At 42.4% G+C, this 22,918-nt stretch carries 20 protein-coding genes; 13 read left to right on the plus strand and 7 right to left on the minus strand.

Annotated elements, in window-relative coordinates; translation table 11 throughout:
• The first annotated feature begins 34 nt into the window (after positions 1–34).
• The 9 genes from IUZ65_RS18000 to IUZ65_RS18040 all read left to right on the plus strand — a co-directional run bounded on the left by IUZ65_RS18000 (position 35) and on the right by IUZ65_RS18040 (position 9,939).
• Complete coding sequence (locus tag IUZ65_RS18000; RefSeq protein WP_195705413.1) at positions 35–952, plus strand: ABC transporter ATP-binding protein; 918 nt, start codon at positions 35–37, stop codon at positions 950–952.
• Positions 945–1,682: an ABC transporter permease gene (locus tag IUZ65_RS18005; RefSeq protein ID WP_195705414.1), complete on the plus strand. Its 738-nt coding sequence runs from the start codon at positions 945–947 to the stop codon at positions 1,680–1,682. The genes IUZ65_RS18000 and IUZ65_RS18005 overlap by 8 nt, the downstream gene beginning before the upstream one ends.
• Positions 1,679–2,629 carry a FecCD family ABC transporter permease gene (locus tag IUZ65_RS18010; RefSeq protein WP_195705415.1) on the plus strand — a complete coding sequence of 317 codons (951 nt, stop codon included), beginning with the start codon at positions 1,679–1,681 and terminating at the stop codon, positions 2,627–2,629. Before IUZ65_RS18005 ends, IUZ65_RS18010 begins: the two co-directional genes overlap by 4 nt.
• Complete coding sequence (locus IUZ65_RS18015; protein ID WP_195705416.1) at positions 2,622–3,359, plus strand: ABC transporter ATP-binding protein; 738 nt, start codon at positions 2,622–2,624, stop codon at positions 3,357–3,359. Before IUZ65_RS18010 ends, IUZ65_RS18015 begins: the two co-directional genes overlap by 8 nt.
• On the plus strand, positions 3,313–4,092 hold the full coding sequence (locus IUZ65_RS18020) for an ABC transporter substrate-binding protein (protein ID WP_195705417.1): 780 nt from the start codon (positions 3,313–3,315) through the stop codon (positions 4,090–4,092). The genes IUZ65_RS18015 and IUZ65_RS18020 overlap by 47 nt, the downstream gene beginning before the upstream one ends.
• 195 nt (positions 4,093–4,287) lie before the next feature.
• The gene (locus IUZ65_RS18025) at positions 4,288–5,553 is read left to right on the plus strand and encodes a 4Fe-4S binding protein (protein ID WP_195705418.1); all 1,266 of its coding nucleotides are present in this window, start codon (positions 4,288–4,290) and stop codon (positions 5,551–5,553) included.
• Between the two features lie 2 nt (positions 5,554–5,555).
• Positions 5,556–5,783, plus strand: a complete 228-nt coding sequence (locus IUZ65_RS18030; protein ID WP_195705419.1) for a hypothetical protein — start codon at positions 5,556–5,558, stop codon at positions 5,781–5,783.
• Between the two features lie 8 nt (positions 5,784–5,791).
• Positions 5,792–9,364 carry a pyruvate:ferredoxin (flavodoxin) oxidoreductase gene (gene nifJ, locus IUZ65_RS18035; RefSeq protein WP_229638236.1) on the plus strand — a complete coding sequence of 1,191 codons (3,573 nt, stop codon included), beginning with the start codon at positions 5,792–5,794 and terminating at the stop codon, positions 9,362–9,364.
• A gap of 74 nt (positions 9,365–9,438) precedes the next feature.
• Entirely contained in the window at positions 9,439–9,939 is a 501-nt protein-coding gene (locus IUZ65_RS18040; RefSeq protein WP_195705420.1) for a flavodoxin, read from the plus strand.
• Between the two features lie 42 nt (positions 9,940–9,981).
• Here IUZ65_RS18040 and IUZ65_RS18045 read toward each other — a convergent pair whose 3' ends face one another.
• Positions 9,982–10,722: a siderophore-interacting protein gene (locus IUZ65_RS18045; protein WP_195705421.1), complete on the minus strand. Its 741-nt coding sequence runs from the start codon at positions 10,720–10,722 to the stop codon at positions 9,982–9,984.
• Positions 10,723–10,822: 100 nt separating this feature from the next.
• On the opposite strand from IUZ65_RS18045, the gene IUZ65_RS18050 reads away from it, so the two are divergent.
• The gene (locus tag IUZ65_RS18050; RefSeq protein WP_195705422.1) at positions 10,823–11,251 is read left to right on the plus strand and encodes a MarR family winged helix-turn-helix transcriptional regulator; all 429 of its coding nucleotides are present in this window, start codon (positions 10,823–10,825) and stop codon (positions 11,249–11,251) included.
• An 80-nt stretch (positions 11,252–11,331) separates the two neighbouring features.
• On the opposite strand, the gene IUZ65_RS18055 is transcribed toward IUZ65_RS18050, so the two are convergent.
• From IUZ65_RS18055 to IUZ65_RS18065, 3 genes are all read right to left on the minus strand, one after another.
• On the minus strand, positions 11,332–12,294 hold the full coding sequence (locus IUZ65_RS18055; RefSeq protein WP_195705423.1) for an aldo/keto reductase: 963 nt from the start codon (positions 12,292–12,294) through the stop codon (positions 11,332–11,334).
• Positions 12,295–12,481: 187 nt separating this feature from the next.
• Entirely contained in the window at positions 12,482–12,988 is a 507-nt protein-coding gene (locus tag IUZ65_RS18060; RefSeq protein WP_195705424.1) for a hypothetical protein, read from the minus strand.
• A gap of 324 nt (positions 12,989–13,312) precedes the next feature.
• Positions 13,313–15,283 carry an alkyl sulfatase dimerization domain-containing protein gene (locus tag IUZ65_RS18065; protein ID WP_195705425.1) on the minus strand — a complete coding sequence of 657 codons (1,971 nt, stop codon included), beginning with the start codon at positions 15,281–15,283 and terminating at the stop codon, positions 13,313–13,315.
• Between the two features lie 260 nt (positions 15,284–15,543).
• On the opposite strand from IUZ65_RS18065, the gene IUZ65_RS18070 reads away from it, so the two are divergent.
• The 3 genes from IUZ65_RS18070 to epd all read left to right on the plus strand — a co-directional run bounded on the left by IUZ65_RS18070 (position 15,544) and on the right by epd (position 18,798).
• Positions 15,544–16,473, plus strand: a complete 930-nt coding sequence (locus IUZ65_RS18070) for a LysR family transcriptional regulator (RefSeq protein ID WP_195706424.1) — start codon at positions 15,544–15,546, stop codon at positions 16,471–16,473.
• Positions 16,474–16,957: 484 nt separating this feature from the next.
• Positions 16,958–17,695: a pyridoxine 5'-phosphate synthase gene (pdxJ, locus tag IUZ65_RS18075; RefSeq protein WP_195705426.1), complete on the plus strand. Its 738-nt coding sequence runs from the start codon at positions 16,958–16,960 to the stop codon at positions 17,693–17,695.
• A gap of 83 nt (positions 17,696–17,778) precedes the next feature.
• Complete coding sequence (gene epd / locus IUZ65_RS18080) at positions 17,779–18,798, plus strand: erythrose-4-phosphate dehydrogenase (RefSeq protein WP_195705427.1); 1,020 nt, start codon at positions 17,779–17,781, stop codon at positions 18,796–18,798.
• Positions 18,799–18,884: 86 nt separating this feature from the next.
• Here the strand turns inward: epd and IUZ65_RS18085 are convergent, their stop codons facing one another.
• The 3 genes from IUZ65_RS18085 to tnaA form a co-directional block, all read right to left on the minus strand.
• Positions 18,885–19,265, minus strand: a complete 381-nt coding sequence (locus IUZ65_RS18085) for a RidA family protein (RefSeq protein WP_195705428.1) — start codon at positions 19,263–19,265, stop codon at positions 18,885–18,887.
• A gap of 83 nt (positions 19,266–19,348) precedes the next feature.
• The gene (locus tag IUZ65_RS18090) at positions 19,349–20,602 is read right to left on the minus strand and encodes an aromatic amino acid transporter (protein ID WP_195705429.1); all 1,254 of its coding nucleotides are present in this window, start codon (positions 20,600–20,602) and stop codon (positions 19,349–19,351) included.
• Positions 20,603–20,712: 110 nt separating this feature from the next.
• The gene (tnaA, locus tag IUZ65_RS18095; RefSeq protein WP_195705430.1) at positions 20,713–22,179 is read right to left on the minus strand and encodes a tryptophanase; all 1,467 of its coding nucleotides are present in this window, start codon (positions 22,177–22,179) and stop codon (positions 20,713–20,715) included.
• Between the last annotated feature and the right edge of the window lie 739 nt (positions 22,180–22,918).

Genomic DNA, 22,918 nt, shown 5'->3' on the forward strand with positions numbered 1-22,918 from the left:
ATCACCTTCATTTAATAGAAAGAGCGGTACTACCATGATTTCAGATCAACATCACACCGACCACGCTTTCATCGAGGTTAAGTCATTAACCCGGTATTTTGGTAAAAGCAAAGCTGTCGATGAGATGAGTTTTTCCCTTCGTCGCGGAGAAGTATGTGCCTTTCTGGGGCCGAATGGAGCAGGAAAAACCACAACAATCAAAATGATGACTGGACTGCTCGAACCCGACTCTGGTCAGATTCTTTATGAGAAAGCAGAAAATCGCTCTGACAGACATGAACTGAGGCGATTAATCGGGGTTGTTCCTCAACACAATAATGTTGACCGAGAGCTCACCTCGGTTGAGAACCTTAAGGTTCACGGGTTATTGTACAAAATGCGCGGTGCTGACCTTGCACGAGCCATCGATGAGTGTCTCGAGTTCGCCGGGCTAACAGAGCATAAAGACAAACCGGCCTCAAAGCTATCAGGCGGAATGAAGAGAAAACTGGTTATCGCTCGCGCACTGATGCACAAACCGAAGATCTTATTTTTGGATGAGCCTACCGTGGGTTTGGACCCTCATAGTCGAAGGAAAATGTGGTCTTTTCTCAATAAAATCAACAAAGAACGCAACTGCACCATTTTTCTCACTACTCACTATATAGAGGAAGCCGAACGATTAGCGGATCGCGTTATCTTTATAGATAGCGGGAAAATAATCACACAAGGAACCGCAGAAACGCTCAAGCACAGCTTGGGGCGCTATGTTCTTGAAATAGAAACCGAGGACTTCCATCAAGAGTTTTTTGATGACCAAGAGCAAGCATTGGAAAGACTCGCTAATATCTCTAACGAACCTATGGAAACCAGTTCTAAGAAAACGAGAGTCAGAGAAACCAGCGTCAGAGAAACCACATTGGAAGATGTTTTCCTTCATTTCACTGGAAAAAGGCTAATAAAGAATGCTTGATGGTGTCGTAGGCATTTACTATCGGGAATGCACCGTATTAAAGAAAAAGATTGTCCGTGTCATATTGGCAGCAGCAGTTCCTCCGTTCCTATATCTGATGGCATTCGGCTATGGCGTAGGCAAAGGAACCACCGTTGAAGGTATCGAATATCTCACATTTTTGTTACCGGGACTTGTAGCGATGTCGAGCATGAACCATAGCTATAATATCGCGAGCGAAATCAATATCAGTCGTTTCTATCTTAAGATCTTTGAGGAGTACCTGTTGGCACCTAACCAGCGGTGGCAAATCGTGGCTGGCGAAGTGGCTTATGGTGTCACCAAAGGCATGATTCCTGTCGCTATAGTGGCAATTTATAGCGTTTTTTGTGGTATCACTTTGCATTTTTCAATTCAGTTTGCCTTGGCGTTGCTGCTGCATCTAATTGCCTTTGCGCTTATTGGTTTTATCATTTCACTCAAAATGAAAAATCATAGAGATCAGGCGACCATGAACTCATTTGTGATTACCCCGATGATGTTTCTTTCCGGTACATTTTTTCCTGTCGATCAGATGCCTATGGTTATTCAGATACTGGCCAAGTTTTCTCCACTCACTTACAGCGCAGATCTCATTCGTTCTTCTCTGTTGGATACCCCATTTAATACCTCGTCATTGGCTATATTGTTTGTTTTAACTCTCATACTGCTGTTTGTTGCTAATCGAATTGTATATAAGGTCGAAGCATGAGGTGGACATTAGTTACTCTCTTTATTGTTTGTATGCTGCTTTCAACGCTAATCGGTCCCAATTGGATCAACCCTTTTGATATGTCGCCGATCGAATACAAAATTCTGACCGAACTTCGGGTACCTAGAGTGTTATTTTCGGCCGTTATCGGTGCTATGCTCGGTCTTAGCGGCAGTATCTATCAACTTACGTTGAAAAATCCTTTGGCTGACAGCTTTACCACTGGCGCGGCTTCGTCTTCAGCATTAGGGGCCGTGTTAGCCATTTCCCTTGGCATGCCAGTTCACTTTGTCTCTGTATTTGCTTTTATAACAGGGTTAGGTGGACTCACGATGGTTTATCGGATGTCCCTAACCGCCGGTCGAATTAATCCAATTACGATGATCTTAGCAGGGGTCGTCATGAATGTGGTCGCCTCGGCGGTGATAAGCTTTTCTAAGTACTATTTTGAGGACTCACTAAACTCCATTGTCTATTGGTTAATGGGGGGTATTTTTATGGTCAACATAGAAAGGCTAACTATCTGCACCTTATTGTTTTCTGGCGTCTTCTTTTATCTTCATCGTAATTCAATGAAACTGAACATCTTGGCTCTAGATGAACACTCGGCGCAGAGCCTTGGTGTCAATGTCCATCGCCTCCGTTCTAAAGTGTTTATCGCCTCGACCTTACTGGTTTCGGTAGCGGTCAGTTTTTCAGGGATTATCGGCTTTGTTGGTCTTATCGTTCCTCATATTTCTCGCAGTCTTTTTGGCAGCGATATGAAACATAATATCTTTTATTCCAGTCTGTTTGGTGCATTTCTTCTTATGGCATCGGATACGATTGCGAGAGTGATAATTCCGGGTGGGGCTGAGCTACCCGTCGGTATTATGACGGCGGTATTCGGTGGTGCGTTCTTCTTCTATCTGTTAAAGCACCGAAGGGAGCACTTCTGGAATGGCTAATATCAAGATTCAAAATCTAGAATATCGCAGGAGCGATTTCTCCCTTAACGTCCCTTCATTAACCATAGAATCTGGTGAGAAAGTGGCACTAATGGGCGAAAACGGTTGCGGAAAAAGTACACTGATAAATTTGCTTGCTGGGTTAATAGAAAGCCCTCAACAGTCCATATTTTATCAGCAGCAACCATTGGAAGAGATCACTCATGCAGAACGGGCGAGACTGTTTTCCGTTCTACCCCAGTTTTCAGATATCTCATTTCCGTTTAGCGTCCTTGAGGTTGCGCTGCTCGGAAGATATGTCCACTTGAAAACCAATGAGTTCCAACAACAGGATAAAGACAAGACCATCGAGCTGCTGAAGTTACTGGATATCGAACAGTATAAGAAACGCAGTTATTCAGACCTCTCTGGCGGTGAAAAACGCCGAGTAATGTTAGCGCGCGTGTTAAATCAGGAAGCGCCGATTATCTATTTAGATGAGCCTAACTCCAGCTTAGATATCCGTCATACATTAGAGATATTTGACCACCTACACCAATTACCGCAGACGGTCATCACTTCTGTACACGATATCAACCTTGCGTATCGCTATTTTGAACGGTTCCTTTTCTTTAAAAAAGGGGAGCTTATCTATGATGTCCTTAGGGACCAAGTAACCCCACAACTACTCTCCGAGGTCTACGATGTTACGGTGTCTTCTGATACTACTAGCTTTAGTTTCTGTTCCTGAAGCTTTAGCCTACGAAAGAATTGTCCTACTTGCACCCGCAGCCGGTGATATATTGATTAAACTTGGCGTTCAGGACAAGGTAGTCGGCGTTACTCGCAGTAACGACGACTTCCCCAATGCGCTAAAGGTAGGTTCTCACATCAAGCCAAATGTCGAGTTGCTAAAAGGCCTAAAACCTGACCTTCTTATCATCAGCTCAAATCGATTTTTTTCTGAGTATATGTCGCAGCAACTGGACGTAGAGGTGATGAAGTACGACCCCGTCACGTTGGATCAAATTCTTACGCAAATAACAAGCTTAGGTGAGCGGGTAAATAGGCCGTCTGAGGCCGATAAACTTGTCCAAGAGCTTGTTCATATTCGCGAACAAATTCAACCATTAAGGCAGAAACCAAGGGTGGTCTTTGAAGTAACAGAAAGCCCATTTATGGTGGCAGGAGATAAGAGTATTGTGAACGGTATTATCGGCGCTGCGGGCGGCAACCTTATCGCGCCCACGGGGCGCAAGGTTGCCAAATTTAACATCGAGAGCATCCTGATTGAAGACCCGGATTACTATATCTATCAAGTCGGGCCTATGAACAAGCGCCCCACTCTGCCATCAAATAGACCAAACTACAGTATACTCAGTAGCAAATTTATGAAGGTGGACCAATTAGAATTTTCGCGGGCAAACACTCGGTCTTTCTATCTTTCATTGGAACTAAATCATCGATTTAATACACAACAATAGCTGACCTTATTTCGAGCCTAAATATATCATTGGGGGAAAACATAACTCATCATTCCCCCTAACCATTGATGAAAATCAACCTTAACCATGTTTGGACTTTTTGTATCTGAAATGGGTTGTTATCTACCTTTATACCATTCGCTATAACGCTACCATGAGCAAAAATTACGCTTATACCCTTTTGGTAGGTAGGTCATGGCTCGAAGATCTAAAAAGAAATCTAACCTTGTCGTCGAAAAAATTGCCGCTATAGCTTCGTTATTGTTGCTTATTGCCGCTTGGTGGTTTGGCGGCGTTGAGATATCTCAGCGTCAAAGCACCATGCTAAATTCGTTGCTAGAAGAGAACCAGCAACTCGTTAAGGTTGACGATAACCTTTACAAAATCATCGAAAACAACGAACAAAAAGCATGGTTAGGCGTCGGACAAGGGGTTGGCTACGGTGGTGAGCTTAGCGTCGCAATCCGTATGAATATACAAGGCACCATTGAACAAGCCAGTATCCTATCCATCAAGGACACCGCCTCTTATGTCAACAAGGTGATTGAACATGGTTTAGTGAATAAATTCCTTAGCACAATGGGCAGAAGTCAGATTCACGTAGATGCCATAAGCGGCGCAACGCTATCTTCGAATGGCATTCTCAACGCCGCGAATAATGCCGTGGACCCAATTCGTGAACAGATATTTGGCTATCGCCTAAAAGAAGCGTCTAGCCCATTTGATACGGTAGGCTTTCTTGATGGACTCGCAGTGGTGTTCTTCCTATTGGCCATTTATATCAGCCGCTCTACCAGCATCCATAAAAACAAGATGCAATGGGCCGTGATGATTTCCGCTCTGCTTATATTTGGTTTCTACTCGGCCGCATTGGTTTCTTCGGCCACCATGGGCATATTAATCTCGGGCGCATGGGCATCAGGCCTTGGAAACTATACGGCCATTATTCTTCTGATACTCAGTGTCGTTTATATCCTTTTGTTCAACAAAAATATCTACTGTCAGATGATCTGCCCGATGGGTACCACTCAACAATGTCTCTCTAAGCTTACCAACGCGAAAACCATCAGCCTTAAACACAAAGCCTTCCATTGGTTCCCAAGGCTTATTTTATTGGCGACGTTGAGCGGTGGTTTGTACTTTAGAAATCCGGCGGCATTCACCTTTGAACCATTCGGTATTATGTTCAGCATGGTGGGCTCTATCTACCTATTTATACCAACTATTTTGCTGCTTATCACCTCGTTGTTCATTCATCGTCCTTGGTGTAAAACCCTCTGCCCTATTAATGCGATGACCGACTATCTGCTCTTTATTAAAGAGTGGTACAAACAGGTAACCAAACCGAAAAGGAGCAAAAAAAATCCTACCAGAAAAAAGGACAAACTAACTCAAAACAAGCGCACCAATATACACCTCAAAAACGAGCAACCAATCGCCATTTCTGTTGAGGAGTCATAGGCATGAGAAAGCACTTTTTGTATCTATTTTATGCCGTGACATCCGGCTTCATCCTATTGGCTTTGCATCAAGACATTACCCTGGTTTTGAAAACCAGTCGTTCCAACAAACCTCAATATGTTTTTAGCCAAATCACCGATGACAATGCTGAAAAACGCAAGCAAGAAGACATGGATATCATTCGCCAGTGGGCCAAAGGATACGACCCAAGTGCTCCTAACCACGACTGAGGTAGAACATGAACATGAGCAAAAAGGTGGGTACCACCACCGATAAAAAAGAAACAGAGATTAGGATAATGGACGGCAATGAAGCCGCAGCTTCTGTCGCTTACCGTTGTAACGATGTCATCGGCATCTATCCGATCACACCATCTTCAGCCATGGCAGAGCATTGCGAAGAGTGGACGAATGACCAAGTCACTAACTTCCGAGGCGTCATACCCAGTATTTACGAGATGCAGTCGGAAGCCGGAGCGGCAGGTCTTGTACACGGGGCATTAACGGCAGGCTCTTTGGCCACCTCTTTTACCTCATCACAGGGATTGTTATTAATGGTCCCAAACATGTATAAGATAGCGGGCGAACTCACTCCCTTTGTACTGCATGTTGCGGCGAGAACAGTGGCAACACACGCCCTTTCTATCCTTTGCGATCACTCCGATGTGATGGCCGTACGTCAAACTGGCTTTGCTATACTTTCAGGTAATAACAGCCAACAAGCCCACGACTTAGCATTAATTGCTCAAGCTGCCACGTTACAAAGCCGCATCCCCTTTGTGCACTTTTTTGATGGATTCAGGACCTCTCATGAGCTAAACCACGTTCAAACTATCCATAATGACACAATAGAAAAGATGCTAGATGAAAACACCATTACGCAAAACTTTCAGCGAAGACTGACACCAGACGCCCCGACACTCAGAGGGTCTTCTCAGAACCCAGACACCTACTTTCAAGCAAGGGAAGCGGTAAACCGCTATTACGATACCTGCCCTAACATCGTCGTCGACATGATGGACAAATTTGGCGAACTTACCGGACGTCATTACCACCCTTTTCAATATATTGGTGATGAAACAGCCTCCGCACTTATCGTCGTGATGGGCTCCGCCACAAGCACCGTGAAGCAAACCGTTGCTGGATTGCAAAAAAAGGGTAAACACGTCGGTGTTCTATGCGTTCATCTATTCCGCCCCTTTTCTGTAGAGCATTGCTTAAGCGTTATACCATCAACGATTCAAAACATTGCAGTACTGGACCGGACCAAAGAACCTGGCGCCATCGGCGAACCACTTTATCTCGATATCGTTGTCGCAATTTCACGAGATTGGCACGCACACCATAACACCCCTACCCCGAAGGTTTTTGGTGGTCGATACGGTCTTTCATCTAAAGAGTTTACCCCTAACCATGCAGAGTCAATCTATACGGCTATAGAGTCTGGTACCATTTTTCAGAGCTTTACGGTCGGTATAACCGATGACGTTACCAATCTTTCGCTACCGTTAGTTCATTCAAGCATCGACTACGATGAATCAACACTCCGGGCGCTTTTTTATGGGTTAGGAGCAGACGGTACCGTCGGTGCAAATAAAAACACCATCAAAATAGTGGGCTCCGACAGCCCTTGGTTTACCCAAGGTTATTTTGTTTATGACTCCAAAAAAAGTGGGGGGATGACTACCTCTCATTTGCGATTCAATAACACCCTAATTGATGCACCTTATCTCATAGATGAAGCCGACTTCCTTGGTTGTCACCAGTTTAGCCTGCTTAAAAACAACGACATTCTTGCCCATGCCAAACGGGGTGCAACCGTTCTATTTAATTCGGTCCATTCCGCAGACGAGTTGTGGAGCCAGCTCAATTACCGCGAACAAAACCATATCCTTACAAAGAATTTAAAGATTTACACAATCGATGCCAACGACCTCGCAAACCGATACGGTATTCGCGGTCGTATTAACAATATTATGCAGCGTGCTTTCTTTTTATTGACCGAATTACTCACACCTAAGCAGGCATTTGAACGACAAAACGAAGCCATAAAACAAACCTATCAACGTAAGGGGGATAAGTTAATCCATGCCAATCTGGCGACGGTAGCGAAAACCGAAGCCGTTTTATTTGAGGTTTTACCCAATGTTAACACATTGAAAAAGCCTGAAAACGTGCCAATTGTTTCGCATCATGCCCCAGAGTTTGTAAAAAACATAACGGCTGAACTTTTACAAAACCGTGGCGATCAATTACCTGTAAGTGTCTTTCCCGTTGATGGTCAGTGGCCCACGGCCACCAGCAAATGGGAAAAACGAGATATAGCAAGTTTTGTCCCACAATGGGATAAAGAAAGTTGTACCCAATGCAATATCTGCAGCTTAGTCTGTCCTCATTCCGCTATTCGAGTAAAAGTGGTCAGCCGCACCTTGCCATTAAAGGATGCGCCTAAATCCTTCATAACTACAGACTATAAATTGCGCGATTTCCATGGTGAAAGATACACCCTTCAAATTTCACCTCAGGATTGCACTGGCTGCCAGCTTTGCGTGGATATGTGCCCTAGTCTGAATGAAAGCGATGTTTCAAAAAAAGCATTGGAAATGGTAGCTAGGGCATCAGTATCAAAAGAACAAAACCAGAATTTTGAATATTTCACCCAATTACCCGAGCTTAAACCTATCGAAATCAAACGCATCGATGCCCGAAGCAGCCAGCTTTTGGAGCCATTACTTGAGTTTTCAGGAGCCTGCTCTGGCTGTGGGGAAACCCCTTATATTAAAGTGCTCACTCAGCTGTACGGTGATCATATGCTGATTGCCAACGCAACGGGGTGCTCTTCGATATATGGAGGAAATCTACCCACCACACCTTATAGCCAAAACAAACAAGGGCAAGGGCCTGCATGGGCAAACTCCCTGTTTGAGGATAACGCAGAGTTTGGTCTGGGTATGCGGATGGCGTTAGAAAGCGAACAAGATATCGCACTGACTCAACTTAAAACCGTGCAAGACTCTCTTCCGAAACCGCTATTCGAAGATATCATCAAACTGGTTAACGATTCCTCAGTCAGAGGCATCGCGAAGCAACGCGAGAATATCAGGCACCTGAAACAACGGATTGATGAGAAACACTCAATGACACAGTATGCCAATTCATTAGTCGCAAAGTCCGTATGGATTATGGGGGGTGACGGATGGGCATTTGATATCGGCTATGGCGGCGTAGACCACGTACTAGCAGGCAAAAAAAACATCAACATCATAGTCCTAAACAATCAGGTTTACGCCAATACCGGTGGACAACAATCGAAAGCAACACCGACAGGTGCCATAGCCAAGTTTGCTAGCGAAGGTAAACAGACAGCAGGAAAAGATCTTGGTATTACCACCATGATGAATGGCAATGCCTACGTAGCCACTATCGCCATCGGGGCGAATATGAATCAGACCTTGAAAGCAATTCAAGAAGCAGAATCTTACCCCGGACCATCTTTAATTATCGCTTACGCTTCGTGCATTACCCACGGTATCGACATGTCTGAAGGTATCGAGCAACAGCAAAGGCTCGTCGATACCGGTATGTGGCCACTCTACCGATTTGATCCTAGACGAAAAATCAAAGGTAAAGCCGCGCTTCAGCTTGATTCACGTCCAGCGAAACTTGGGGTAGAACACTTTATTGAACACCAGAATCGATTTAAGCAGCTTTCAGCAAGAGACCATGAACGCTATTTACAAGGGATCGCGTCACTACAATCTCAAGTCGAACATAGACAGTCATTGCTTAATCAATTGGCTGAATGGAAATAACGCCAAACGTTTCTACATTCGATTAGTCCATACACTTAAAATTGGTATAAACCCTATAAACAGAGAGAACAACAATGGCAAACATCGCCGTATTTTATGGAAGTGATTCCGGTTCGACAAAAAAAGTCGCCGCGCTTATCGCTCAGCAATTTGATATCGATAGCAACGACATCGCAGATGTAGAGTTGGAGGACCTAGAACAATATGACCTTATTATTCTCGGTACGCCTACAGTAAATAACGGCGAGATTCAGTCTGACTGGGACTATGTACTCGATGACATCGAAGATCTTAATCTGACAGATACCAAGGTTGCGGTCTTTGGCTTAGGAGATCAGATCGACTACGCCGACACTTTTGTAGATGCCATGGCCGACCTTGCGCAGACATGCGAAGAAGCAGGCGCGACACTTATCGGTTCGTGGCCTTCTAAAGGCTATACGCATTCGGAATCGAGGGCCGAGAAAAACGGTTTCTTTGTCGGCCTTGCTATCGATATGGAAAGACAAGCGGAACAAACACATAAGCGAGTTGAAAACTGGGTAAGTCAGCTAAAGTCATTCATGAACGAATAAAAGCGCGTCGAAAGGTCGATAAATAGACTATAACGTTAACGTCTATACTGGGTTAGCTTTCTTTTGAGCGCCAAATCGGTCAGCATCGACGCCTTTCTTCCAATAACCTACAGCAAAAATATTCAGCCTATCAAGGCCGATGTCTTCTTGTAATACAGGGCGAAGTGAACGAATGCTTCTGGCTTCCAACCCCAAAAACACATGAGTGTCTTTCAGCATCCCCTGTGCCACCTTTAGAACTTTTTCTTCTAGGGTCATCGTGGCTTCATCCTCCACAAACCATTCTGTATTTTGTGAATCGTCATAATCCATCTCTATTATGTCTGCACGAGTAGGAACCCCAATGATCGCTTTCACGTCCGTTCCGGACCGAAACCTTGGTACATATCCGTTTATTGCATTTATCGAGGTTATGTCCCCAACCAACAAATAGCTATGATGGTCGTAGTTGGTCATTTTCATCGGCCCTGGACCAGCAATCATAATGCTATCTCCAATTTTTGCCTGCCTTGCCCAATCGGTCGCAGGACCATTATGGCGGTTGATGACAAAATCCAGTCCCAACTCTCTCGTCTGTGGATCAAAAAAGCGAATGGTATATGACCGCATCTTGCGTTCATTTTCATCTTGTGACGGCAAGACCACCTTCACATATGAACCTTCCAAATCAATAGGAAAGTCCAGTAAACTTTCTCCGGTTACAACAATGCGACGCATATGTGGCGAGAGTTCGATGATTTTTGACACATACGTTAAGCGCGCTTTTGGTTTATTTGGTCGCATTTAGCTTTTCCCTCTAACTTGAAAAATAGTAAATAAGTTGATAAAGTCTACTATATTACTCAATGGTTGACTATGTCAACTATATTGCGAGGTTATTTTTATGAGCAACGATTCTATCTCTGACACTATTTTCAATATGGTTCACTTATGCCGTTTAACTATGCGCTCTACGCTTAAAGCGAGCGAAATTGGTCTAAACTCTATGCATATCAGGTGTTTAACTTTTATAGATAAAAATGAAGCATGTACAGCTAATGATATTGTCAACTTCTTTGCTAGAGATAAAGCGCAGATAGCTCGCCTGATTAAAGAGATGATTGATAAAGGTTGGTTGTCAAAGCGTGCTAACCCTGAGGACAAACGAAGCCAGTTTTTGACTCTGACAGAGGGTGGTAAAGCGTTAATGAAGTTAGTATCCGAAACTCAGATCAGTATGCACAATAAAATGCAAGAGAACCTCACCGAACAAGAACTGACTGAATTCAGAAGAGTAGCCGACATAATCTCGTGCAATCTTCGCCACGTTTAAGCAAACCAACAAAGCGAGCTAAGGAAAAGTCAGACGATAGCAATCGCGGACTTATACCTTATCTCGCCTTACCTATTCCCTTAATCGTAGATCGGCATAAAGCGGTCAAATGCAGCTTCACAAAAATCACCGGGGTCGTTAAAACGACGATTAATATTTAGGCCTGAGATCTCCGCCATTTGATTATCTGTGAGTGAAAAATCAAAGATGGATATGTTTTCCTGCAGACGTCCGATGTTGGTGCTTTTTGGAATAATCGAACAACCGCGCTGTATTCCCCATCTTAATACTATCTGTGCTGGAGTTCTGTTATGCGCCTTGGCCGCATCAATAACCACCTGTTTTTCGAGTACAGAATCCAGCGTATCTGCCATGTTCATTTCTAGATAAGAGAGCGAACCTAGAGGTGAAAATGAGGTCACTGAAATACCATAATTGTTCGCCAATCTTATTAACTTTTCCTGGGTAAGATAAGGATGAGACTCAATTTGAAGTTCAGACGGCTTAATTTTTGCGTATGCCATTAGGTCATTCAAAAGTCCGGTATTGTAATTACACACACCAATATTTTTAACCAAACCCAATTCTACAAGCGCTTCCATACCCTGCCACGTTTCATATAAAGGAACCGGTGCGAGTTCCATTGTTGGTTTGTCGGCCACTGGATCAAGCAGCCATTCTGGCGGGTAACGCGTCTCAAATGGAACATAGGGTTGAGCGATGGGGAAATGGATAAGATAGGAATCTAGGTAGTCAACACCGAGGTCAGAGAGCGTACGTTCTAATGCCGGTTTTACATGTTCCTTTTTATGGAATGTATTCCAGAGTTTAGAGGTAATCCACAACTCTTTCCGGGTGACTATTCCTTCTGCAATAGCGCGTTTTATCCCTTCACCGACTTCCTTCTCGTTGCCATAATCGCAAGCACTGTCTAACAGTCGATAACCTAGTTTAATCGCGTTATATACCGTATCAGCACACTGTTCTTTATTGATCTTCCATAAACCCAAACCAATTTTTGGAATCTTGTATTCGCTTCTCATTTGACGTCCTTGATTTACCTATTATCATTATGCGGTGACATTAGCCCTAATGCATTGGTCCGTTTTTCTCATCGCCTATTCACTAAGGTTACATAGTTTAAACCGAGTAACAACCTTCCGCTTACTGCGTGTTCATAAAGTTAGAAGCGTGCACATTTGCGTCGTTCCTTACCGACATTAGCGATGGTTAACTTTCATGAATAGAGTCAGGAAAAAGCGCCGTAAACCAGTTATCTAAAACATCGACGTCATGGTCTTGACCGTTAACTTTAACTAATTCTTGCTCCTTAGCCTGCGACCAAGACAATGACCTTGTGGCTAATGCATCGAGCACATCTAACTCAGTAATCAACAAGACATCATTTCCGGTCGGTAATGTATCACGGCCCAATACATCAATAGAATAACCGAAGGTTACCTCACTGTAGTGACCTTTTATCGCCTCAAAAATACTGAAATTGATTCTATTGCTATACGGTTTATTGAGCGCACCTTTAAAGGAATATAGTAGAAAATGTTCGGGCTTCTTTACATTCCCCAAAGCATTGGATTGCCTTACCGCTATAACATTCTCAAAAACCTCTAACGAGCCGGGTTCAGTAACAAAATTAAACCCTGTACTTTGATGTAAACCACACGCATAGCTATAAGATGAAACCAAGACAAGAAGAAATATTACGATTTTAAATTTCATAAAAGTCACCAAATCTATCCAATATTTTCTGATGTGGATTGTGAATACAATACGGTACTTGAAACGCAAGGTATTGAAACTCGAAATAAGAAAGGCAGTAAAGGCTTATGCCAAATCATTTAAGACAAAATATTCATTAATTCATCGTTGTTCTTGTGAAAACGTATTGCTGTTCGGTTGGTGCTAAATACTTCGTCATTCCCGTGAAAACGGGAATCTTGGTGATATTAGATCCCCATTTTCATGGGGATGACGTCAGTTTTCTTGAATTAAGGTCAATTTTTATCGGGATGATGAAAATTGACCTTAAGTCAGCCGTAAGTATCAACGAACAATGAGCATAATCTCTTCAGGGGTCATTGGTTTATCGAAATAACTCATAAATTGGCCAAACCCTTTTATGTCACCGTTTGAGAACGTGAAATCACCGGATTGCAGGTTCTTACCAATAACCTGTTGAGCGTTCGGTCCCGCTGCTAATACTTGATTTAGAACAACACGAGTGGTGTTGATTTGGACATCTGCACCTAGCAACGCTTTTTCATGCAGCTGAGCAATACCGTTACGGATCTCAATAGTGAATGATTCGTTAGTATCCACAAAGTTGTATGTCAACGACATCTGTACATCGAGCGTGTTCTCAGCAATCAAAGTCGACGTCATCATGTCGAAGATTTGTTTGCTTGGTAACGCAGTCAATACATCAACAGAAGCAAAACTAATCAGGTTAGAGAAGTCGCGTGTGCCTTCTAATTCTGCCGCTGAATTAAGCGCCCAATTACGCCAATTGATATTCACTTGGTTTGCTGCCCACGCCTTATAAGCAGCGGCTTTTAATTGACGAGCTTCTGAATCATCTTTATTTACCGTAATGGGATAAGACAAAATCTCCGCTGCAAATGTGTAGTTCTCTGCTTTGATCGCGGCTTTTGCCGTCGTGATGATATTGTCTCGACCACCCATTATTTCAACAAAGGCGACAGCACGTTGGTTATATGCCATCGGCTCTAACTGCCATGGGTCTCCTTCAAAGAAGCCATTGTAACCAACATAGATCTGACGAACAGCATGAGCCACAGTACCGTAATGCTCACCCAGCCAAGGATGTTCAGCAAGATGCTTAGGCAGTTTAACAACTTCTACTAGCTCATCGGGTGTCATCCCTTTGTTCATGAAACGAATGGTTTGATCATGTGTGTATTGAATTGCATCTCGGTATGCAGTTAAGACGTTTGCAACGGCTTCTTTACCTTCAACAGGACGACCATGAGAGTTTATCATTATCTCCGTATCAAACTGACGCATAGTGTCTATGCCTTTGAACCACATTGATGGGTCGCGAAACTTAGTACCGCGGATAGTGTGAAGGTTAGGAAAGTTTTCCCCCTGTAGAACTTCGGCCGCATGTAGAATTTTTTGTTCTGGCAGATAAACAACGATTTCGTCTTTTGTTTCAGAAGGCACATTGACGATCTCCAATTTAACACCAGAAATCGTGATCTCTAACTTATCCTTAAAAGCCATGTTAGGTTCAATAAATGAGATATCACCCTGCATGAAACGAGGACCTAACCCATCATTAACCGTGCCAAACTCTCCTTCTTCAACATGCTTAGCACCTGTGTAAGAAGTACGGTGACCGAATAATGTACCAAGATTTGAAGACCAGTTTGCCACTGCATCCGTTAGCCCTTCTTGTGCAATGACCTTTACTTCACCAGATTCCACTTCTGCGTCTGTTACCCACGCCCGAACACCAGAGATGTGGTCAATATGGTTGTGAGAATAGATGATCGCTTTTACTGGCTTATCGGTAATCGTACGGAACTGCTCTTTTACCGACTCAGCCATCTGAACTGACTCGCCGGGATCGACGATAATAATACCGTCATCGCCTACAATCATGACTGGGGTATCTAGCCCGAAACCGTAACCAAGGTAGACATTGTCGTCAATTTGAATGAGTGCTTGATCCATCTTACGCCCGTGTTTGGTTAGTGTTGGATGCACATTCTCTGATTCTGCTGTATACGCTAAAGTCTTACCTGTCTTAGACAATACTTGGATACGTTTGCCTTCACCCCAAAATAGGTTTGATTTGTTTTCGAATAAAACGTCACTTTTATAACGTGCGTCAAGATCGATATGTTGGTACTGAGCCGCAGAGCTAGTTTGAAGCTCTTGACCTATTTTTGACGTTGCTTCTACAACAGGAGTAGCAGTGGCATAACTCGATGTAAGTAGAGCACTCACAATTGCAGCGGGTATAGCCATTTTCTTAAACGTATTAGTCATGGTAATGACCTCATATTATTTTAAAACAGTTGAGTAATTTCTTGCTGTCATTATTAGGTGACTCACCATCATGAATCCACAGGTCAATCCGAATTCAATACATCGTAATTACGATGTATTATGTAAGATTAGCGTAGTAGAATGACACTACAGTCGATATCATCGGTAAAAAGGCTTGATATTATGGCAATGAACGCCCTATACATCGTTTTTACGATTGATTAGTATTGGGATGTATAATGGGAGAAGAACAACAACTTATGAGCAACGATATTCCAAATTTTAACTTGCTGGCCGTGTTTTCTGCCGTAATGGAACACGGTAGTTTAAGTAAGGCCGCAGAACATTTGAGCACTAACCAGTCCACGATCAGTACCTCATTAACAAGACTAAAAAATGAGATAGGGCAAGATCTGTTTATCCGAAGTGGACGAGGTGTGGTACCAACCGCTTATGCAACGAGCTTATACGAGCAAATTCAAGGGCCAGTTCTACAACTTAATCGCGTATTTGAGGCCCTTGGTGAATTTGACCCTGAGGCTTCAAATCGGCAGTTTTTCATGACAGCGCCCGAGCACCTTCAATGGCTTTTTCTCGATAGGTTTGCCAATAAAAAAAATAAAGGTATTAGCTTAGAAGTCTTCGACCAACCCGATGATGATGACAAGATGTACAACGATTTGCTTACGCAAAAATTCGACGTGATGGTCGATATATTTCCGCCGAATCATCCAAGCATAGAGTCAACACTATTATTTGAAAGTGACTTCGTCATTGTCTGCCGAAAAGGTCATCCTCGGATTAAAGGCGAACTGACAGAATCTCAATATATGGACGAAACCCATGTTGTGTTAGAAAGAACTAGAAACAAAATGCGCAGCCTTGGGCACTATACCAACATAGATATTGGCAAGCGGAAGGTCGCGTATCATGGCCGGTCAATATTTAACAACCTGCTATTTTGTAGCCAATCAGATTACATTACTGTCGTCCCATTATCGATAGCGTTGCAATTTGAAGATCATTTGAAATTGCAGATCTTTAGCCCTCCTTTTGACCACAAAAAGATGTCAAATTATCTTATCTGGTTAAAGAAGTTCAATCACGATCCGAGTCATCAATGGTTTAGAGATAAGTTGATCGAAACGTCGAAATATATTGTAATGGAAATGCACAAAAATCGTTTCTAAAGAAAGCCGATTTTTAAAACGTATACGTGTTCACGTTTTCATGGGAATTATTTGTATGTTATTCCTTGCTCTATACAATAGAGAACACAAATAGGCATTGTTAGGATCATACAGATGAAGACACATCAAAAAACAGTGTTAGAGCTAATGCAAATGGCTTGGTTTAATATCGACTACAATATTTCTGCACGCATCTCTGCTATTTAATCTTTTCTTCGGTGATCCCTCACCAACCGAGAACAACCTACATCCATTAATAATTATAATAATTGAAGTTATTTTATATTTTTAATTTTTCCCAATGTTGGTAAACGGCTATTTTAATGCCGTAGTTAATTCTATTTCGCCTTATCTTTGTTAACTATCGATTTATAGCAGAACCAACATCACGATGAACAAGGTATAAGAGTCGATAATAAATCGTATTTATCATCCTACTCGAACACAACACTTATCATTCCAGAATCAAAAATGGAGTAACAGAATGAACTCAGTTTTATTAGGGGTCAATATTGACCATATTGCCACACTACGAAACGCACGTGGTACTAAATACCCAGACCCTGTACATGCTGCTGAAATAGCAGAAAGAGCAGGCGCAGATGGTATCACCATCCATCTACGAGAAGATCGACGCCATATAAAAGACAGAGATGTTCGTATTCTTCGTGACACCCTTCAAACTCGTATGAATCTTGAAATGGCTGTTACCGATGAAATGGTAACGATTGCATTAGAAGTAAAACCAGAGTTTGTCTGTCTCGTCCCTGAAAAACGAGAAGAGTTAACGACTGAAGGCGGATTAGACGTCAAAGGCCAGTTAGATAAAGTCAAAGCTGCCACACAAACCCTTTGTCAGGCAGGTATCAACGTCTCCCTATTTATTGACGCAGATAATGAACAAATCTTTGCTGCCAAAGAGTGTGGGGCTCCATTTATTGAGCTTCATACTGGTCATTACGCCAACGCTAAAACAGAGCTCGACCAACAGATTGAACTCAAGAAAATCTCAACTGCAGCAACCTATGCCGTCAGTCTAGGTATTATTGTGAATGCTGGTCACGGCCTCACGTATCACAATGTCGCTGCGATTGCTGCCCTTCCTGATATCTATGAGTTGAACATCGGTCACTCTATTATTGGTCGCGCTGTATTTGATGGACTAAGCAAAGCGGTTTCTGACATGAAAGAAACTATTGCTATAGCGCGCGATAAAATATAAATGATTGTCATCGTTTTAAAAAATGATGACAAAGCGAATTATTAATATCTGCTTAACACGTTAAGCTGAAGGAAGATGTAAAGATGATTAGAGTTGCCATCAATGGTTTCGGCCGCATAGGAAGAAACGTTCTCAGGGCTTTGTATGAAAGCGATAAACATAAGACCATTGAAATTGTCGCGGTAAACGAACTTGCAGAACCGAACGCAATGGCTCATTTGTTACAATATGACTCCACACACGGACGCTTTAAGAACCCCATCACTTTTGACGAGCGTCATCTGTTCATTCATCGCGAAAATAATGGCGTTGATTCTGTCCGAATTTTTCATTTTTCTGATATAGAATCGCTTCCTTGGCAATACCTCAAGGTCGACATCGTTTTGGATTGTACTGGTGTGTATGGCAGCAAAGCTGATGGCGAAAAACACATCAAGGCGGGCGCTAAAAAGGTTCTTTTTTCACACCCAGGTTCGAACGATTTGGATAACACGGTTATTTACGGTGTTAACCATGAGACGTTGAAACCAGAACATCATATTGTTTCAAACGGGTCGTGCACCACCAATTGCATTGTTCCTATCATTAAAATACTGGATGAAAGCTTCGGCATCGAGTCCGGCACCATTACTACGATTCATTCATCTATGAATGATCAACCGGTCATTGACGCTTACCACTCAGACCTTCGCAGAACCCGTGCAGCAAGTCATTCGATTATTCCCGTCGATACAAAACTTCACAAAGGCATTGGAAGGATATTTCCCAAATTTTCTGACAAATTTGAAGCCATTTCTGTCAGAGTTCCCACCGTCAATGTCACAGCCATGGATCTAAGCGTCACAATCCACGCCAGCGCAAATATTGATGAGATCAACCAAACCATATTGGAAGCTTCTAGGTATTCATTGCAAGGTATTGTCGATTATACTGAGGTACCGTTAGTTTCCAGCGACTTTAATCATGACCCTCACAGTGCAATCGTCGATGGAACCCTTACTCGAGTGAGCAATGGGCATTTGGTTAAAATGCTGGTTTGGTGTGATAACGAATGGGGTTTTGCTAATCGAATGCTCGATACTGCTCTCGCGATGTTTCGTTAGACTCGATCAACAAGACAAAAAAAGAGTGCAACCGAATTGGGTTGCACTCTTTATTAGAACGACTTATTTCACTAAGGCGTAGAAACCTACCGAACAGCGATAACTTCAATTTCGATTTGCGCGTCTAGAGGTAATCTAGCCACTTCAACACAAGAACGTGCAGGGAATGGCGCATCATGCTTATTGAAGAACACTTCGTAAACTTCATTTATGCGTGCGAAATCATTGAGGTCTTTTACAAATACCGTTGTCTTGACAATATTCTTAGCCGTTAAGCCAGCTTCAGTTATTATCGCCAATGCATTTTCTAACGATTGAGTGGCTTGCTCTGCAACATCATCTGGCATTACTTTTGTTTCTGGATTGATAGGTAATTGACCTGATGTAATGATCATACTGCCCAAATCCACGCCTTGTACGTACGGACCAATTGCTGCAGGCGCACCGGATGTTTTAATCGCAACCATTTTACTTTCCTATTTATTTGAGAGGCTGATTATCTATTTTGTTAGATAACCAGCTAGTTATTGATACGTTTACTTAATTTTGACTATCCCACGTACGAAGGAAGAAAGCCTAGCATCGACATGATATGGAACACGGCAGTTAGTACACCGAAACCCATAACAAGATAGATCATAACTTGACCGCCTGGAGCTCTAAACCCTTTGTCTCCCGTCTCTAACATACGTGCTTTTCTAACGAGAAGAGCAGGAATGATACACGTCCAAACTGTTGCCGCAGCACCAGCATAGCCAATGACGATGACAAAACCGAATGGAAAAAGCAGCGATAAAACAAGCGGTGGCAAGAAGGTAACTAGCCAAGTCTTTGCTCTTCCTTGCTTAGTATCTTCAAACTTGAACAAGTCCGCCAAATAGTCAAACACGCCAAGTCCAACACCAATGAAAGAAGACAAGATTGCCGCCATTGAGAAGGTATTAATCGCATTGGCTACTTTTTCAGATTCAATAACTGAACCTAATGCTGTTAGCAACGCATCTACGTTACCGCCTTGCTCGATGATAGGACCGAACTGGCTTCTTGGTAGATTTCCATAGATACTAAACAGCCACAAAAAGTACAAACTCAAGGCGATTACTGTGCCAATCAATATAGCGTACTTCGCTCTTGTTTCTTCTCCGTAGTAAGCTCGCATAGAAGCAACCGAATGATGATAACCAAACGAGGTTAACGCCACTGGTAGCATTGCTAGAGCATAAGGTGCGTAGTTCGCTTCCGCATTGATAGTGTCAAACAGTATCGACATATCGACTTTGATTGCTAACCCTGACACACCAAATACAAAGCTTAAGACCATGAATAAAATCAAAACAACTGAAATTCTGTCTACTGCTCTGGTGGAGTGCCATACAAAGGCGGAGAAAACTAACACAAATAAGATAGACGCTATTTTACTATCTAGATTCAAAGTATCTTGAAGGATAAGGCCTGAAGATGTGATATAAGCATAAAGTAATATCCCTCCTACAAAATAAACCGCTAGGTTATTGAACATGTTGATTTTGTCACCAAGCATGTCTTTAGTTACCGTATTAAACGATACCTTTAGGTCATAATGCTTGAATGATTCCAACAACATCCAACCAGACACTGTCATCACAATCATGGTTAATGTAATGGCAAGAATTGACCATACTGTCCATGCACCCGCTCCTGCGCTCGGTAGGCCTAACATACCGGCACCAACACAAACACTGGCGATAATACACGCACCACCAATCAGTGAAGGGCTTTTTTCCGCAGCTTTATCATTTGATGTAAACGTAGAACTCTGTTCCATATTTCATTCACTCTTGTTATTTCACGTTATTGGACTACATACCTAAATCGTATTATTTTATTATTTGTTTAGGTAAAGAGGCACCCAAATGGGTACCTCTTTTATAGCAATTAAGCTTTTTCGAGAACTTTTTCTTCTGATTTATCAGCTTGCTGTACCGCTTCAACTTCTTGTAAACGGGCAGTAAAGTGACGAAGAACAGCTGGCTCGTAAGTGAAATCTAAACCTTTAACGTTTGCTGCATTTTCTTTTACTTTTTGGAATGCTTCAATAACGAAATCCATGTGCGTTTGGGTGTATGTTGCACGTGGAATAGTCAAACGTAGTAGTTCCGCAGGACAAGGATGTTGCTTGCCCGTTGCAGGATCACGACCTAGCAATAGAGAACCAATCTCAACCGCACGAATACCCGCAACTTTATATAACTCACAAGCAAGAGCATGTGCAGGGAATTGACCAGCAGGGATATGAGGAAGCAGCTTGCCCGCATCAACGAATGCTGCGTGGCCGCCGGCTTGTTGACAAACGATGCCCAAACCTTCTAATCCATCTACAAGGTATTGAACTTGGCCAATACGATATGCTAGCCACTCTTGACGCATTCCGTCATAAAGACCAACAGCAAGACGTTCCATCGCGCCGCCTTCTAAGCCACCGTAAGTTGGGAAACCTTCTTGTACCACACACAAAGTACGACACTCAGTGTATACATCCATTAGGGAGTCATCTTTGAAACAAAGTAGGCCACCCATTTGTACCATGGCGTCTTTTTTCGCTGACATCGCTAGTGCATCAGCGTACTTGTAAGATTCAAAAGTGATCTCTTCAATTGTCCACGTTTTGTATGCTTCTTCACGTTGTTGAATGAAGTAAGCATTCTCAGCATAACGAGCGGAGTCCATGATGACTGGAATGTCATATTTTTGTCCGATTTCGTACACAGCTTTTAAGTTTGCGATAGAAACAGGTTGGCCACCAGCAGAGTTACAAGTAATGGTGCTCACAATGTATGGCACGTTGGCTGCACCCGCTTCAAGAATCGCTTCTTCTAGCTTAACTAGGTCAAAGTTGCCTTTAAAATCTGCATTTACAGCAGTATCAAATGCTTCTTCTGTGTATACGTTTTTCGCAACACAGCAGTTCATTTGAGTATGACCTTGCGTTGTATCGAAGAAGTAGTTAGATAGAGCGACCATCTTAGTACGGTCAAGACCCTTCTCCATTTCACGTTTCTTGATTAAAACAGGGATGTAAATTTGCTCAGCACCACGACCTTGGTGAGTCGGGATTGTAAACTCATATCCGAAGATATCTTTTACTGCGTTTGCCAATGCATAATAGCTGCGGCTACCGCTATATGCTTCATCACCAAGAAGCATTGCTGCTTGCATTTTTTGCGTAATTGCGCCTGTACCGCTGTCGGTAAGAAGGTCAATAAATACATCTTCACTATCAAGCAAAAATGGGTTCATACCTGCTTTAATAATTGCTTGATCACGATACTCACGTGTCGTACGTTTAACAGGTTCAATTACACGAATGCGGAATGGTTCTGGTAGATGCTTAAAGTTTTCCATAATAATGCCTTTATATAGTTACATGGTGTTATTTCACCATGATTAAATTAGTTACGAACAATCTCGTTATTTTTATCTATTTTTTAAATAGGCCGTATAAAAATTCAACTGAATTAAACGTGCCATAATAATAACGAAATATTAAATACAAAAAATGTTTTTGATATATATAGATACAAACAATCTCGCAATCTAAAAAAGAGACTGAGATGGGTATTGTCTATCTATAATTTACCATTGCATTGACAACGGCTATTCTAGGTAACTTTTGGATTCTTCTTTATTAATGAAAATACTTTAGATCAATACGTCATATTTTATATAAATAAATACGTTGATTTAATAAAATCAATAATAAAATTTGATTGTCAAATGTTACCGAAATTTTTTAAGGTGACGTAGGAACGTCTCTAAGAAGTTATTCTGAAGATAAATGAAAGGAGAGTATGTGATCAATATTATACCAAGCGAGCAATGCTGGCTCTGAACTATATTGAGATTTAAGGTACATGTTCATTATATGTTCCCACTTAAGAAAAGCGATGCTTTAAATTCACAATTATTATGCTGTAGGTAATTTGATAAATATATGCCCAGCATTGATAAATGTGATCAAAACAGGAAAACTATTCACCTCTATTTAGAGTAACAAGTGCTCCGTCACAAACCTCCTATTTATACGTATTGCCCTTGCCCCTTGGATAGGGATATCTAGAGTGGTCGGCGGAATGACATTCGT

The sequence above is a fragment of the Vibrio sp. VB16 genome, from assembly GCF_015594925.2.
In the GTDB taxonomy this organism is placed as follows: Bacteria; Pseudomonadota; Gammaproteobacteria; order Enterobacterales; family Vibrionaceae; genus Vibrio.